A 15359-nucleotide genomic window follows, 5' to 3' on the forward strand; every position below is an offset into this window, starting at 1 on the left:
AATCATTTTGAAAATATGTTTCTAGATCTTTGTTCTAATACTTTGTTTTCTAATAAATTAAATTGTATTTTTGCAGCCCTTTTTAGCGAATAAGAGAATATAAAAAGGATAAAAATAATTTAATTTAACGCTTCTGTATACGTTTTCGTATTGATTCTCAAACAAATACAGGATACAAATTTTATCTTCAATGTCTGAAGAAACAAAAAACACAGACGTTCAGGAAGTAGAGGCTCCAAAGGCAGCTCCAGCTGTATCTCCTCAACAAGAAAATCCTGAACAATTTTTAAAAGACTTTAACTGGCACAACTACGAGGAAGGTATTGACCCAATCGCAGATTCTAAACTTGAAGAGTTTGAAAAGCTAGTTGCAGAAAACTTTGTTGACACCTTAAATGATGAAGTAGTTGATGGTACAGTAATTAATATTACAGATCGTGATGCTATTATTGATATTAATGCAAAGAGTGAAGGTGTTATTTCATTAAATGAATTTCGTTATAACCCGGATCTTAAAGTAGGTGATAAGGTTGAGGTGTTAATTGATGTGCGTGAAGATGCAACAGGTCAGTTGATATTATCTCACCGTAAAGCTCGTGTGATCAAGGCTTGGGATAGAGTAAATAATGCTCACGATACTGGCGAAATCGTAAACGGTTTTGTTAAGTGTAGAACTAAAGGAGGTATGATTGTAGATGTTTTCGGAATTGAAGCATTCTTACCTGGTTCTCAAATTGATGTGAAGCCAATCCGTGATTATGATGCGTATGTAGGTAAAACAATGGAATTTAAAGTGGTTAAGATTAACCATGAATTCAAAAACGTTGTTGTATCGCATAAAGCACTTATCGAGGCTGATATCGAAGAGCAGAAGAAAGAAATTATTGGTCAATTAGAAAAAGGTCAAGTATTAGAAGGTACTGTTAAGAATGTTACTTCTTACGGTGTATTCGTTGATCTTGGAGGAGTTGATGGACTTATTCATATTACTGACCTTTCTTGGTCTAGAATCAACCATCCAAATGAGATTGTTGAACTTGATCAGAAGTTGAATGTTGTAATCTTAGACTTTGATGAGGCTAAGACACGTATCCAATTAGGTCTTAAGCAGTTGAAAGCGCATCCTTGGGAAGCTCTTGACAACGAACTTAAGGTTGGTGATAAAGTAAAAGGTAAAGTAGTTGTAATTGCAGATTACGGTGCATTTATCGAAGTTGAAGAAGGAGTAGAAGGATTGATCCACGTTTCAGAAATGTCTTGGTCAACTCATTTACGTTCAGCACAAGACTTTGTTAAAGTTGGTGATGAAGTAGAAGCTGTGATTCTTACTTTAGATAGAGAAGAGCGTAAGATGTCTCTTGGTGTTAAGCAATTAACTCCAGATCCTTGGACTGACATTACTACAAAATATCCTGTAGGTTCTAGACATACAGGTATCGTTCGTAACTTTACTAACTTTGGAGTTTTTGTAGAGTTAGAAGAAGGTATCGACGGTTTAATTTATATTTCTGATCTTTCTTGGACTAAGAAAATCAAGCACCCATCTGATTTTACAAATGTTGGAGATAAGCTTGATGTTGTTGTTCTTGAATTAGATGTAGAAGGACGTAAATTAAGTCTTGGACATAAACAAACTGAGGATAATCCTTGGGATAAGTATGAAAAAGAATTTGCTGTAGGAACTAAGCACACTAATACTATTGCAGAGATTGTAGACAAAGGTGCTACAATTGAGTTCAATGAAGATATTGTTGCTTTTGTACCTTCACGTCACTTAGAAAAAGAAGACGGTAAGAAACTTACTAAAGGAGATGAAGCTGAGTTCCAAATCATTGAGTTCAACAAAGAATTCAAAAGAGTTGTAGCTTCGCATACTGCTTTATTTAAAGAAGAAGAAGCTAAGATTGTTAAGCAAGCTGCTAAGAAAGCTGCTGCTAGTAACTCAGAGAAAACCACCCTTGGTGATATCGATGCGTTAGCAGATCTTAAAGCTAAAATGGAAAAAGGAGGGAACTAATAATCTCTTTATTTTCATAATAAATATTAAAGACCGTTCGTATGAACGGTCTTTTTTTATAATTTAACTGAAAAAAGGGATGTATCTTATACTGGTTTTGGTGTGTTCGAGATTGAATGTTTTATCGAAATTTGCAGTAAATTGATCAATAATGGAGAAGAGTCTGTGGGTCTTATTTTTAAATATTTTGTTTATGAATTTATCGAATAGTCAGAATATGCATACCGAAGAGGAATTAAAAATATTCAAAGAAAAAGTTAATCAAACCATAGAATTAGGTAGAGCTACTATTGTGGATATTGCGGCAAACGGAATTAGTAACGATACTGAATCTCTTATTAATGACGAGAACGTCCTTATTTCTGTTTGGTATAATAATGCGGAGGTAAAGGTAGAATTCAGGGAACGTTCTCCAATAAAATACCTTGCTTATGGAGAAGAGTTTTATTTTCAGGTTGTTGTAAAAGTGTCTATAGATAGAGTTTCTGGTAGTGGTGGTTCGGTAGTTAGGAATTCTGAGAATGAAACTTCTAGATCTGGTTTTTCTTCAACTTATTTATATCGATCTACTAATAATACTAAAGCCGCTATTGATCATGTATTGGAATTGAATAATACCAATGACCCTAAATATCATATCAACGCATCTTCACAGATATATACTATTATAAGAGAACAAAAGAACTATTATGATATGCAGATCTATGATAGATATTCGATAACATATAAGATCGATAAAAAATCAGGTAAAATATATGATTATAAAAATCCTTATAAAAACTTTTATCCAACACCAGCAAGTGCTCCTAGTTTTCCAATGCCATTTGGTCCATGGATAGAAATAAAAGAATAGTAGTCTTTATTTTTATTGTTTTGTAATAGAAAAGATTATACTGTCGTTTTATTATTGAGTGTTGATCTGGATATTTTAAAACTAGACTTAGGATTGATTAATTCTAAATTTTCATTACTTTTGTATACCAAATGTCTATTTGGAGATTATGAGTCAGAAATTACTACTTAGTGCAAAGGAGATAGATATTATTCTGCACCGTTTGGCTTGTCAATTAATCGAAAATCATACTCATTTTGAAGACACTGTTCTGATCGGAGTACAACCAAGAGGTATCTTTTTAGCGGATAGAATAAAGGAAGTCTTAGTTAGGGATTATGGGTTGTCTAATGTAAAAATGGGACACCTTGATATTACTTTTTATCGAGATGATTTTAGAAGAGGAGAAAAGCCTTTAGAAGCAAATAAAACACATATTGATTTTACAGTGGAGGATAAAAGAGTTGTTTTTATTGATGATGTTCTATATACAGGTCGTAGTATAAGATCTGCATTAACTGCAATACAGTCTTTTGGTAGACCAAGAGAAATAGAGCTACTTACATTAATTGATCGACGTTTTAGTCGTCATTTACCAATTCAACCTAATTATAGAGGTCGGCAGGTAGATGCTATTAATCAAGAAAAGGTAAAGGTCCATTGGGTAGAAAATGGAGGAGAAGATGCAGTTTATTTAGTAAATAATTAAAGTTCAATAATTTCTGAAGTATATTCATACATTAGAAATATAATAACAGAAGAGAAGAATGAGTGAATTAAGTGTAAATCACTTACTAGGAATTAAATATCTCACTAAAGAAGATATTAATCTCATTTTTGAAACAGCTGATCACTTTAAAGAGGTGATTAATAGACCAATTAAAAAAGTTCCTTCGCTTAGGGATATTACAATAGCTAACCTTTTTTTTGAGAATAGTACAAGGACAAGATTGTCATTTGAATTGGCGGAGAAAAGATTATCTGCAGATGTTATTAATTTTTCTGCAGCATCATCTTCGGTAAAAAAAGGAGAAACACTTATAGATACGGTTAATAATATCCTATCGATGAAAGTGGATATGGTTGTAATGAGACATCCTAATCCTGGAGCAGGTGTTTTTTTATCAAAGCACGTAAATGCAAGTATTGTAAATGCTGGAGACGGAGCTCATGAACACCCAACTCAAGCGTTGTTGGATTCGTATTCTATACGAGAAAAATTTGGAGAAGTAGAAGGGAAAAAAGTTGTTATTGTTGGTGATATTTTGCACTCTAGGGTTGCACTTTCTAACATTTTTGCTCTTAAACTACAAGGAGCAGAAGTAAAGGTCTGTGGACCAAAAACACTAATACCAAAATATATTGACAAACTTGGTGTTACTGTAGAAACAAATCTTACAAAAGCGCTCCAATGGTGTGATGTAGCAAATATGTTACGAGTACAAAATGAAAGAATGGAGATTAGTTATTTTCCATCTACAAGGGAATATACCCAACAATTTGGAGTAAATAAAAGGTTATTAGATAGCCTTGATAAAGAGATTGTAATAATGCATCCTGGACCTATCAATCGTGGTGTTGAGATCACGAGTGATGTAGCTGATTCTAAACAAGCCATAATATTGGATCAGGTTCAAAATGGGGTAGCAGTGAGAATGGCTGTTATTTATCTTTTGGCTTCGAAAATAAAACAATAAACTTATGATATTCAATAAAGAAGGTTCTACAACCATAATAACACAGGAAAAAGCGACTGTAGTAGAGTTCGTAAAAGGGATTGAAGATAAATATGAATCAATGAAAAACGACAATATTGTAGCTAACTTATTTTCGTTAAAGGATTTATCTGTTAATGATGTTAATGAATTTCTTAGAATTTCAAACAAACACAAATCAAATAAACGCTCTTTTGTAATTGTTACCGATAAGGTTTCTTATGACGAAGCGCCGAAGGAAATTACTGTTGTACCGACGTTAATAGAGGCTTTAGACCTAATTGAGATGGAGGAAATAGAAAGAGATCTAGATTTTTAAAAATATTTTAATTAATTCTGTAATCTAAAGTAGTTTTTTACGTCATAATACTTATGAATAAATTAGCCCCATTTATTCTTGTGTTGATATTCTTTGTTTCAGGTAATATTCATGCGCAAGACTGGAAATATGACTTCGACGAAGCAATAAAGTTAGCGAAAGAAAAAGATCAAAATATTGTTTTACTGTTTACTGGATCTGATTGGTGTCCACCTTGCATTAAATTAGAAAGAAAAGTATTTTCTAATTCAGAATTTAAGGAATTCGCAGATAAAAAGTTTGTTTGGTTAAAAGCAGATTTTCCTAAAAGAAAGAAAAACAGGTTGCCAGAAGAACAAAGCGAAAAGAACTATAAATTAGCAGAACGCTATAATAAAAAAATGGTGTTTCCGGTTATATTGGTTATAAACAAAGAAGGAACAGTTCTTGGTGCTACAGGATATAGGAAGATGTCAGCGAAACGTTATATGGATTTGCTAACTACTTTTGATTCTTTTGGAAACTGATATAGATTAATCTGTTAGATTAGATTATCTTGAGACTTTTTAAATTTAAGACACATAAAATTGAAAGTAACAATTTTAGGTTGCTACTCTGCGACACCAAGAACATTCACAAATCCAACTTCACAGGTATTAGAAATAAATAATCATATTTTTCTTATTGATTGTGGGGAAGGTACACAGGTAGAATTAAGAAGAAATAAGATTAAATTTTCTAGAATTAATCATATTTTTATTTCGCATCTTCATGGAGATCATTTTTATGGACTTGTTGGTTTGGTTTCTACATTTAGAATGCTAAATAGAGAAAACCCACTTCATATATATGGACCTAAAGGAATAAAAGAAGCAATTACACTACAACTTAAGCTATCTAATTCTTGGACAGATTATCCATTGCATTTTCATGAACTGACGAATACAGATTCAGAATTAGTGTTCGAAGACGAAAAGGTAACAGTTCGGACTATACCGCTTCAACATCGAATTTACTGTAATGGCTTTTTATTTCAGGAAAAACCAGGAGATAGAAAGTTATTGATGAGTAAAGTTCTTAATTATGATATTAATAAGGCTTATTATAAGTCTATTAAGAAAGGTAAAGATGCCATATTACCAAACGGAGATGTTATTCCTAATGCGGAGTTAACAGATGATCCAGCACCGGTAAAAAGTTATGCTTTTTGTAGTGACACTAGATATGATGAAGATAAAATTTCCTTACTAAATAAAGTAACAGCTTTATATCACGAATCAACTTTTTTAGAAAGTCATAAGCACTTGTGTCAGAGAACTGGTCATAGTACGGCTATCGAAGCCGCCACAATAGCAAGTAAAGCGGATGTAGAAAACCTAATTCTAGGTCACTACTCTACGAGATATGATAATATAGAGAAGTTTAAAGAAGAGGCTTCTACAGTATTTGATAATGTTGTAATAGGAGATGATGGTAAAGTTTTTGAGTTCTAAAGAAAGAAATACGTTTTTTCATATTACATTTAAACTATAAATGTGCTAATTATAAAATAATGAATAGAGATCTTACGGATTATAGAAAATCTTATGATAAAAAGGCTTTAGAAGAAAACGAATTACCAGTCTCTCCATTTCTTTTGTTTTCGAATTGGTTTAAAGAAGTAGAAGAAGCAGGTGGAGTAGAAGAGACTAATGCTATGAGTTTAACAACTTTTGGATTAGATAGTTACCCTAAAACGAGAATTGTATTGCTCAAACATTTCGATGAAGAAGGATTTGTATTTTATACCAATTACGAGTCTGAAAAAGGAAAAGCTATGGCTGCAAATAATAAAGTCTGTATTTCTTTCTTTTGGCCTAATTTAGAACGTCAGGTAATTATAAAAGGTGTAGTTAATAGAATTTCAGAACAAAAAAGTAGTGATTATTTTAATTCTAGACCAAAGGGAAGTCAATTAGGAGCTTGGGCTTCTGAGCAGAGCAGTATTGTTGAGTCTAGAGCTTTTTTAGAAAGCAAATTACTAGCATTAGAAGAAAAATATAAGGAGAAAGAAATTCCTAAACCTGACTTTTGGGGTGGGTATTGTGTGACCCCAGTAGAATTTGAATTTTGGCAAGGAAGACCAAATAGACTTCATGACAGAATTCGATATGCCCAACAACAAAAAGGTAACAACTGGGTAACAAATAGGCTGTCACCGTAACTAGGTAGAAGTAATTAAATTTCTTATTTAGAAATTAAAAATTACATAATCACAAAACTTGATCTACGGTTTTTTCGATATTCTTCTTCAGAACAGTCTTTACCATCTTTACATTTGTTTACCGGTTTAGCTTCTCCAAAACCAATATAAGATAGAATTCTATTTTCAGAAATATCTTTACTAATAAGATACTTATAAATAGACTCGGCTCTTTTTTGAGATAGTGTAAGATTGTAATCTGTATCTCCACGACTATCTGAGTGAGTTTCTATTTTTATAACCATTTCTGGGTATTCGTTGTTCATTAACGATACGACCTTATCTAATTCTACAATAGCTCTTTCTGTGATATCCCATTTGTCAAACTCAAAATATATTTCATTTAACTTAATAAGGTCATTAATAGTTTTATCTAAAGAAATTGAAGAATCTAAATTAGATTCAGGATCTGTACTGATATCAACAATATCCTCATTGTTAATTCCGGTATTGCCCGTGTTTTCAGATTTATCTGAAGTGCTTAACTCTACTATATTTTTATCTAACTCTTTAGAGCGAGTTGCGAAATCCGTATTAAAATTAGGACAATTTAAACCACTCATATCAACAGCTAGTTTAAGCTGATAATAATCAGGGAGATTACATTTGTTTATATGATTGTATCCTTTACTGAATTTTTTAGTTTCATTAAGGGAACCATTAAACTCAGCAATCACTGGTTGATCTACAATAGTAATTTCGCCAGTTTCATTTAGTAAATCACAACTGGTATTTACTTTAATAGAATAACGAATTTCAAAAGGTTCGTTATCAATTTTTACCATTTTATTAGGTACAGAGAAGCTTACAGTTCTTGTTGATTCATCATAAGATACTTTTATTTTCTTAGAAGGAAGTACAACTGATTCTTTGAAAAATAAAACGTTTTCTGGCAAAATATCTTTTATAACTGTGTTTTTAGCATCGTCATTACCATCATTATTTATAGTTAAACTATAAACAATATCTTGATCCGGTGCTACAATATCATTTGGAAAAACAAAACTATTATCTGTGTAACGAGATCTTTTTATGATCTGAATAGCCGGTTCATATATCTCTACACTAAATGCTACAGCCATCACAGAATAACCATCATTATCTGTTAATAATCTAAAACTAGACTTCGTTTGGTTGTTACCAATAATACTATTTCTTGGATTTTTTATATCAAATAAATCAGCATCATACCCAAGTGTGTTTTGACTTGCCGGAACCCTAGAAGTAATATTTTTCCCGTTTTCAGTAATGTTCGCATTAAAGAAATTGTTCATTGGGTTGGTGTTATCTGTAATACCTTTGTACTTATTAGTCTCATTAGACATTACCTGAAAACGATCACCTCGTATTCCTTTATCTCCTTCATAAGAAATAACACCAATTTTTCCGTGAACAGCGCCTTCAGGAATTGTTTGGAAATTATCAAAAGAGAATTCTACCGGTTTTGCTTTGGAATCGATATTAACAAAACCATCATATATATAAAAACGTTTTCTAGGCTTGGAGTTATCTTCATAAATAACAACCATTGTCCATCCGCCTGCTAGACCATTTCCAAGAGTAGCATCATCATTAACTTCTGAAGTGGTGACCGGAATATTTGCAACCGTATAGGTACCCGTAGGGTTTTCCAAATTCATTACTTCTTTAGTAATGTCTTTGTAGCAAGAATATTGCTTGAACAAAGATTTAGAATCATTATAGTAGTCATGTATTATTTGAGCATCCTTAATAGTTGAATAAGAATTATTACCAGGATATTTGATTTTGATAGAAGAAATGTCGTGTTCTCTATTCTCATCCGCATAAGAGGCCGTCCAATAAAGTCCAACATGTTTAATAGCAGCACATCCCGAAGTGATATCAAGATCAGCGCTACTAGAATTAAAAGTAGAAGGGTCATTATCAATATCTATGAATCCCATTCTAAATTGATTATTTAATCCTCCATTGTTATAACTCTTATTAGGATCGAATTGATCTGTACCATCATCATTGCTTACTTTACCAAGAATAGTATTAGAGACAAATTTAAAGTCACCTTTGATGGTAAACTCCGTTCTTTTTTCAAGAGGAACTTCTACCTGAGCTTGTAAATTAAATGAAAAACATAGTAGAATCAGCATTATGCTAACATATGTTTTTCTATAATTTATTATTTGATTACTTATTTTTTCCACTTTTCCTTTTTTATTCCCTATTATATATAACTTAAATCTTGTCACTAAATTGCGTTTAATTAATCAGGGTAAACGTCTTCATTTTAAGGGGAAACCGTAGGTAAATTTAAATTTTAACATTTGATTATGTAAGTAAAATCTGTTCTTTTCGATATAAAATACGCTTTTATCGATTAAGTGTAGGGTATTACCCGTCTCATTTTCACATATTTATGTTTTAGTTTGTAAATAATTCCCGTTTCCTTATGGTTTTAGATTCATATTCATGAAAATTATACTTATGGATAGTTTTTTTTTAGAATATTCTTTTTTATCATTTTATTTATAGAATTGTAAATGCTTATTCTTAAACTTGCGTATATAATTTTATTTTACTTAAACTTTTTCTGAAGTATGAAAACTTTATATATTATTAGGCATGCTAAATCCTCTTGGGAGTTTGATTTAGATGATCATAAACGACCCTTAAATAACCGAGGCTTGAAGGATGCTGATTTGATCGGAAAAGAGTTAAAAAACCTTATAAACTCTATTGATAAGGTTATAAGTAGTGATGCGGAGAGAGCCAAAAGTACCGCTAGGATTATATTAAATAATCTAGAGGTTCATGATGCTATATTTAGTTTAGAGCCAAAGCTTTATGATTTTAATGGACATCAGGTGATAGAAGTTATTAAAAATTGTGATGATAAGGTACATGCTCTTATGATTTTTGGTCATAACCACGCATTTACTTCTATAGCAAATCTTTACGGTAGTGAAATGATAGATAATCTACCAACAGCAGGTGTTATAGGTATTCAGTTTGATATTGATAGTTGGAAAGATATAGGTGTAGGAAAAAACATACTGACTCTTTTTCCTAAAGATTTGCGATAAATGGTAGAAAATCAGGTAAATAAATATATAAATCGAGAATTAAGTTGGTTACAATTTAATGCTAGAGTGTTACAAGAGGCGTCTGATGATAGTGTTCCGTTATTAGAAAGGCTAAGATTTATAGGTATATTTTCTAATAATTTAGATGAATTTTTTAAAGTACGTTATGCGGCAATAAAAAGAATTGATCTTGCAGGTAGGGATGGTAAAAATGTCCTTAAAGGTAAAACTGCAAGCGAGTTATTAGAACAAATTACCAAAATAGTTATTAAGCAACAAGCGGAAAGTTTAAAAACGATTAATACTATTGGAGAAAGACTAAAAGAACATAATATTTTTATTATTAATGAAAATCAAGTAACTCCAGAACAAGATAGTTTTATTCGTAGGTATTTTGTAGATAAGGTAAGCCCCGCCTTGGTAACCTATATTTTGAATGATCTAGATAAGTTTCCACACCTTAAAGACAGTGTCGCTTATCTGGCGGTAAAATTAGTGTTAAAAGAAAAAGTACCTAAAGAGGGTACGATATCTAAGATTTTACACCAGAAAACAAAGGAAAAAATCTATGCACTAATTGAAATTCCTAAGAATACCGATCGTTTTGTTGTATTACCAGAAAAAGATGGTAAAAAATACATAATAATTTTAGATGATCTAATAAGGTATTGTATGCAGATCAACTTTAGTATTTTTGATTATGTAAGTGCTTCTGCACATATGATCAAGATTACTAGAGATGCACAGCTTGATTTTGACAATGATTTTAGTAAAAGTTTTATAGAAAAAATTTCTAGTAGTGTAAAATCGAGAAGAGATGGAGAACCAGTGCGATTTGTATACGATAAGACTATAGATAAGGATACACTTAATTTCTTAATGGAAAAAATGGGTGTTGATAATGCCGATAGTATTATTCCTGGTGGTAGATACCATAATCGAAGAGATTATATGAATTTTCCAGATTTAGGTAAAAAGGAATTAGTATATCAGTCATTGATTCCGTTAACAATTCCTGGATTAAGTTTACAAGGAAGTCTTCTGGATAAAATAGCTAAAAAGGATTACCTGCAATATACTCCGTATCATACATTTTCTTATACAGTTAAATTCTTAAGAGAATCAGCAATTGATCCAAAAGTAAAGACAATTAAGATTACGATATATCGATTGGCTAGTATTTCTCATATTGCTAGTTCTTTGATAAATGCAGCAAAGAATGGAAAAAAGGTTACTGTGCAGATAGAGCTTCAAGCTAGATTTGATGAACAAGCAAATATTAGTTATGCGGAACAAATGCAGAGAGAAGGAGTAAACTTAATTTTTGGTGTTCCAGGTTTAAAAGTTCATTGTAAAGCTTGTGTTATTGAGCGAGAAGAAAAAGGTAAATTAAAAAGATATGGATTTATTAGTACAGGAAATTTTAATGAATCTACGGCCAAAATATATACTGATTATACCTTGTTTACTACCAATGAAGCTATTTTGAAGGAGACAAATAAGGTGTTTAAATTTTTTGAAATTAATTATAAAGTAAGTAGATATAAGCATTTATTTGTATCACCTCATTATACCAGAAGCTCATTGACTAAATTAATTGATTCTGAAATAGAGAATAGTAAAAAAGGAAAACCTGCTGGAATTAAACTAAAATTAAATAGTTTAAGCGATTATAGTATGATCGATAAACTTTATGAAGCAAGTAGAGCAGGTGTAAAGATTGATTTAATAATTCGAGGTATATGTTGCTTGATTCCAGGAATTCCAGGGATGAGTGAAAATATTAGAGCGATCAGTGTGGTAGATAAGTTTTTAGAACACCCAAGGCTTTTAATATTCGAAAACGGAGGAGACCCTAAGGTTTTTATATCCTCTGCCGATTGGATGAGAAGAAACTTAGATAGACGTGTGGAAATTACCTGCCCTATTTATGATGATGATATTAAAGATGAATTGATAGATACATTCGAAATATGTTGGAGTGATAATGTCAAAGGCCGAAAACTTTCAGAAAATCAGGATAATGGGTATATTCGAAACGACAATGCGAAGGTAAGATCTCAAATTGCTACGTATGATTATTATTTAAGAAAACTAGGAAATTAAATATTTTGTTGACTATAGAAAAATATGGGGCTATTGATATAGGTTCTAATGCAGTTAGATTACTAATTAGTAGTGTACATGAAGAAGAAGGGAAAACTACCCGGTTTAAGAAAACCAGTCTGGTTCGAGTTCCTATAAGATTGGGAGCCGATGTATTTTTGACGAATAAAATTTCTGATGAAAATATTAAAAGGATGATTGACACAATGCAAGCATATCAACTTTTAATGAATACTCATAAGGTAGTTAGATACAAAGCTTGTGCTACATCTGCCATGCGGGAAGCTGAAAATGGCAAGGAAGTAGTAGATCTGATTAAAAAACAAACAGGAATTCAGATTGATATTATCGATGGAACTAACGAAGCTGCTATTATTGCAATGACGGATCTTCATGATTTAATTAATACTGATGCAACTTATTTATATGTAGATGTAGGAGGTGGTAGTACTGAGTTTACGCTCTATCATAATGGAAATACAATAGCTTCTAGATCTTTTAAATTAGGTACAGTAAGATTGCTTAATAATGTTGTTTCTGAAAATACTTGGAAAGAAGTAGAAAAATGGATAACGGATACTACTAATGGATATTCCAGGTTATCATTAATTGGTTCTGGTGGAAATATTAATAATATCTTTAAGAATAGTGGAAAGAGTAATGGGAAACCATTATCGTTTTTATATTTAAGTTCTTATTATGATCTTTTAAACTCTTTAACCTATGAAGAACGAATATGGGAGTTAAACTTAAATCAAGATAGAGCAGATGTTATACTACCAGCTACTAAGGTATATTTATCAGCTATGAAATGGAGTGGGGCTAAGGATATTTTTGTCCCTAAAATTGGTTTGTCAGATGGGATTATAAAATCTTTGTACAGTGAAAAACTAGAAAATCGATTAAAGACATAAAAAATCAACTTATTGACTTTTTGTCGATTTATCATTGGAATATTTGGCTTAAACTATCTACATAGTCTTTAAAATTACTTTTTTTGTGTTAAATTGCTTTAGGAACCAAATTGATTATAAATACTTATGTTATGAATAAAATTTTACTTTTACTTTTTGCCTTATTTATAGGTACTGTTACTATCAACGCTCAGGAATCAAGATACGGAATTAGAATAGGAGCAAATTTAAGTTCTATTAGTTCTGATGATATCACCGGAGATTTAGATGAGAGTAGAATAGGTGTTGTAGTTGGTTTTTTAGCGGACTATAGATTAACAGATAAATTAAGATTACAACCAGAATTTCAATATTCTGGACAAGGAAATAAAGATAGAGACTTACGAGTTAATTATCTTCAATTACCTGTAATGTTAAAATACAATATTACTGATCTTTTTAATGTTCAATTAGGACCACAAGCCGGACTTAAGATATGGGAATGGGAAGATAATCAATCTAGTGATACTGATTTTGGTACGTTTGATTTTGCCGGAGTAATTGGAGTTGGAGCGAATATCACAGATAACTTTTTTGTAGATCTTCGTTATGCTTTTGGATTATCTAATGTTTTTGATGATGGAGCGGGTATAAACATAGATGGAACAAACCGAAATATTCAATTATCTGTTGGTTATAGATTGTAATTACTTTACTTTAAAATCCTTTCTGGTAGTCAAAAAAACCTTTTTTCAAAATAATTTTTTGCTGATTAGATTCAATTAGTAGATCTTTTTTAAGTTTATTAATTATTTTATTTATAGTAACTCTTGTTACCCTAATGTAATTAGAAATTTCTTCTTGATTGAGGGGTATATCAATGATGATATTTTGATTGTTATCCGATATTGATTCAAACTTTTCCATGAATTCTAGAAGAACATTGATTAAACGTTGTTCAGCACTATTATTTGTTAAAGTTCGTATTCTTCTTTCTAATTGGAAATATTGATTCCCTAGTGCAATCAGTATATCTTTATATTTGAAATGATTTTCTTTTATATGATTCCTCACCTGCTGAATGTCAAATTCATATAATATAGTTTCTTCGTTAAGCGATTCACAAAAGTAATTTGTGTACGAATTATCTATAATCGGGTTCGACCCAAAAACTTGCCCTTTGCTTAGTACGAATAGTATTATTTCATCTCCTTTTTCTGTTAGACTACTAACTTTTACAACTCCATTTTTAATGATGTAGAATTTGTTACATATATATTCTTGATTAGTTATAATTTCTTTTTGATCATAGCAGTTCCGCTTATATTGATCGGCTTTTATAAGGCCATCTAATAAATTAATATACATTCTCTTTTTTGATTTTTTACGGTAAATCTTTATGAAATGTTAAAATAATATCGATTTAACGTTTAAAATCACATTTGATTATCATTATTACATATTTTTTTTATGGTATTCATGTCATTTATTATCGCTCATAACTATAATAAAGTAAAGTTTGTGTTAGAATATTTATAACTAAAAAATTGAAGCTGCTATAATTTCGAATCTTATAAATATTAATTTTTAACTCTTAAACTCAAACCAGTTATGAAAACAGTTAGTCTAAAACCAACTTGGACGTTTTTTATCGGAATTTTTGTCTTAATCTTATCATCATCATTTTTGGCAGCTACAAAACCAACTCAAGCTGAAATTAAATACAAAGATTCTGTAGTTAGTTATTTCGGAATTGAAAATGTTACGGAAAAAGACCTTTTAAAAGAAGCAAAACTTATTGATAAAGCGGATCGTCGTTTCGAATCTAAATGGAGGAATAAAGATCCAAAAGGAATTTCAGAAGAATACACGAGCAAAGGTGCGGTTTTTATGAAACCAGGAGTCAAACCTAGAATAGGAAGAATCCAAATTGAAAAAGAATTTTCTCTAAGTGTAAAATCGGTAGATAGAGTTGAATTTTTTCAGGATGAATTACAGTTTTTTGGAAAAATGGATGTGGCCTTTCAAAGATGTCATATGCTCGGTTATTTAGATTCAAAAAAAGAGCACGTTTTCGAAGGGTCATATGTGATTCTATGGAAAAAAGAAAATGGCCATTGGCTTATAGAGTATGATATGTTTAATTCAGATCAATAGAATTCCAAACCTTCCTTAAAACACTCTTAAAACTCAATAC

Annotated in this window: 15 protein-coding genes; 13 read left to right on the forward strand and 2 right to left on the reverse strand. The window is 31.1% G+C overall.

Annotated features, from left to right (window positions below; translation table 11 throughout):
- Positions 1–190: 190 nt before the first annotated feature.
- The 8 genes from rpsA to pdxH all read left to right on the forward strand — a co-directional run bounded on the left by rpsA (position 191) and on the right by pdxH (position 7065).
- Positions 191–2017 (forward strand): 30S ribosomal protein S1, encoded by a 1827-nt coding sequence (gene rpsA / locus H526_RS0100655; RefSeq protein ID WP_027391195.1) that lies wholly within the window; start codon positions 191–193, stop codon positions 2015–2017.
- Positions 2018–2210: 193 nt separating this feature from the next.
- Positions 2211–2870, forward strand: a complete 660-nt coding sequence (locus tag H526_RS0100660; protein WP_155839586.1) for a hypothetical protein — start codon at positions 2211–2213, stop codon at positions 2868–2870.
- A 148-nt stretch (positions 2871–3018) separates the two neighbouring features.
- Complete coding sequence (gene pyrR, locus H526_RS0100665) at positions 3019–3558, forward strand: bifunctional pyr operon transcriptional regulator/uracil phosphoribosyltransferase PyrR (RefSeq protein ID WP_027391197.1); 540 nt, start codon at positions 3019–3021, stop codon at positions 3556–3558.
- A gap of 58 nt (positions 3559–3616) precedes the next feature.
- Positions 3617–4546, forward strand: coding sequence for an aspartate carbamoyltransferase catalytic subunit (locus H526_RS0100670; RefSeq protein ID WP_027391198.1), 930 nt, complete (start codon positions 3617–3619; stop codon positions 4544–4546).
- A gap of 4 nt (positions 4547–4550) precedes the next feature.
- Complete coding sequence (locus H526_RS0100675) at positions 4551–4883, forward strand: hypothetical protein (protein WP_027391199.1); 333 nt, start codon at positions 4551–4553, stop codon at positions 4881–4883.
- 53 nt (positions 4884–4936) lie between these two features.
- A complete protein-coding gene (locus H526_RS0100680) occupies positions 4937–5389 on the forward strand; it encodes a thioredoxin family protein (protein WP_027391200.1) in 453 nt (150 codons plus the stop codon).
- A 60-nt stretch (positions 5390–5449) separates the two neighbouring features.
- Positions 5450–6355: a ribonuclease Z gene (locus H526_RS0100685; protein WP_027391201.1), complete on the forward strand. Its 906-nt coding sequence runs from the start codon at positions 5450–5452 to the stop codon at positions 6353–6355.
- 59 nt (positions 6356–6414) lie between these two features.
- A complete protein-coding gene (pdxH, locus tag H526_RS0100690) occupies positions 6415–7065 on the forward strand; it encodes a pyridoxamine 5'-phosphate oxidase (RefSeq protein ID WP_027391202.1) in 651 nt (216 codons plus the stop codon).
- Between the two features lie 41 nt (positions 7066–7106).
- On the opposite strand, the gene H526_RS0100695 is transcribed toward pdxH, so the two are convergent.
- Entirely contained in the window at positions 7107–9329 is a 2223-nt protein-coding gene (locus H526_RS0100695) for an OmpA family protein (protein ID WP_027391203.1), read from the reverse strand.
- Positions 9330–9677: 348 nt separating this feature from the next.
- Between H526_RS0100695 and H526_RS0100700 the strand changes: the two genes are divergently transcribed.
- The 4 genes from H526_RS0100700 to H526_RS0100715 all read left to right on the forward strand — a co-directional run bounded on the left by H526_RS0100700 (position 9678) and on the right by H526_RS0100715 (position 13869).
- Positions 9678–10163: a SixA phosphatase family protein gene (locus H526_RS0100700; protein ID WP_027391204.1), complete on the forward strand. Its 486-nt coding sequence runs from the start codon at positions 9678–9680 to the stop codon at positions 10161–10163.
- Positions 10164–12269 (forward strand): polyphosphate kinase 1, encoded by a 2106-nt coding sequence (gene ppk1 / locus H526_RS0100705; protein ID WP_027391205.1) that lies wholly within the window; start codon positions 10164–10166, stop codon positions 12267–12269. It begins immediately after the preceding gene.
- Positions 12270–12274: 5 nt separating this feature from the next.
- A complete protein-coding gene (locus H526_RS0100710) occupies positions 12275–13183 on the forward strand; it encodes a Ppx/GppA phosphatase family protein (RefSeq protein ID WP_027391206.1) in 909 nt (302 codons plus the stop codon).
- A 131-nt stretch (positions 13184–13314) separates the two neighbouring features.
- Positions 13315–13869, forward strand: coding sequence for a porin family protein (locus tag H526_RS0100715; protein ID WP_027391207.1), 555 nt, complete (start codon positions 13315–13317; stop codon positions 13867–13869).
- A gap of 10 nt (positions 13870–13879) precedes the next feature.
- On the opposite strand, the gene H526_RS0100720 is transcribed toward H526_RS0100715, so the two are convergent.
- Complete coding sequence (locus tag H526_RS0100720; RefSeq protein ID WP_027391208.1) at positions 13880–14530, reverse strand: Crp/Fnr family transcriptional regulator; 651 nt, start codon at positions 14528–14530, stop codon at positions 13880–13882.
- A gap of 243 nt (positions 14531–14773) precedes the next feature.
- Here H526_RS0100720 and H526_RS0100725 point away from each other — a divergent pair, with 243 nt between their 5' ends.
- On the forward strand, positions 14774–15319 hold the full coding sequence (locus tag H526_RS0100725) for a YybH family protein (RefSeq protein WP_027391209.1): 546 nt from the start codon (positions 14774–14776) through the stop codon (positions 15317–15319).
- Positions 15320–15359: the final 40 nt, after the last annotated feature.

The organism is Aquimarina latercula DSM 2041 (assembly GCF_000430645.1).
Lineage (GTDB): Bacteria > Bacteroidota > Bacteroidia > Flavobacteriales > Flavobacteriaceae > Aquimarina > Aquimarina latercula.

Bases quoted from the DNA above. Each gene is read 5' to 3' on its own strand.
- H526_RS0100675 (WP_027391199.1), top strand. From the start codon at position 4,551: ATGATATTCAATAAAGAAGGTTCTACAACCATAATAACACAGGAAAAA.
- H526_RS0100720 (WP_027391208.1), bottom strand. From the start codon at position 14,530: ATGTATATTAATTTATTAGATGGCCTTATAAAAGCCGATCAATATAAG.
- H526_RS0100670 (WP_027391198.1), top strand. From the start codon at position 3,617: ATGAGTGAATTAAGTGTAAATCACTTACTAGGAATTAAATATCTCACT.
- H526_RS0100715 (WP_027391207.1), top strand. From the start codon at position 13,315: ATGAATAAAATTTTACTTTTACTTTTTGCCTTATTTATAGGTACTGTT.
- pyrR (WP_027391197.1), top strand. From the start codon at position 3,019: ATGAGTCAGAAATTACTACTTAGTGCAAAGGAGATAGATATTATTCTG.
- pdxH (WP_027391202.1), top strand. From the start codon at position 6,415: ATGAATAGAGATCTTACGGATTATAGAAAATCTTATGATAAAAAGGCT.
- H526_RS0100660 (WP_155839586.1), top strand. From the start codon at position 2,211: ATGAATTTATCGAATAGTCAGAATATGCATACCGAAGAGGAATTAAAA.
- H526_RS0100700 (WP_027391204.1), top strand. From the start codon at position 9,678: ATGAAAACTTTATATATTATTAGGCATGCTAAATCCTCTTGGGAGTTT.
- ppk1 (WP_027391205.1), top strand. From the start codon at position 10,164: ATGGTAGAAAATCAGGTAAATAAATATATAAATCGAGAATTAAGTTGG.
- H526_RS0100725 (WP_027391209.1), top strand. From the start codon at position 14,774: ATGAAAACAGTTAGTCTAAAACCAACTTGGACGTTTTTTATCGGAATT.
- H526_RS0100680 (WP_027391200.1), top strand. From the start codon at position 4,937: ATGAATAAATTAGCCCCATTTATTCTTGTGTTGATATTCTTTGTTTCA.
- rpsA (WP_027391195.1), top strand. From the start codon at position 191: ATGTCTGAAGAAACAAAAAACACAGACGTTCAGGAAGTAGAGGCTCCA.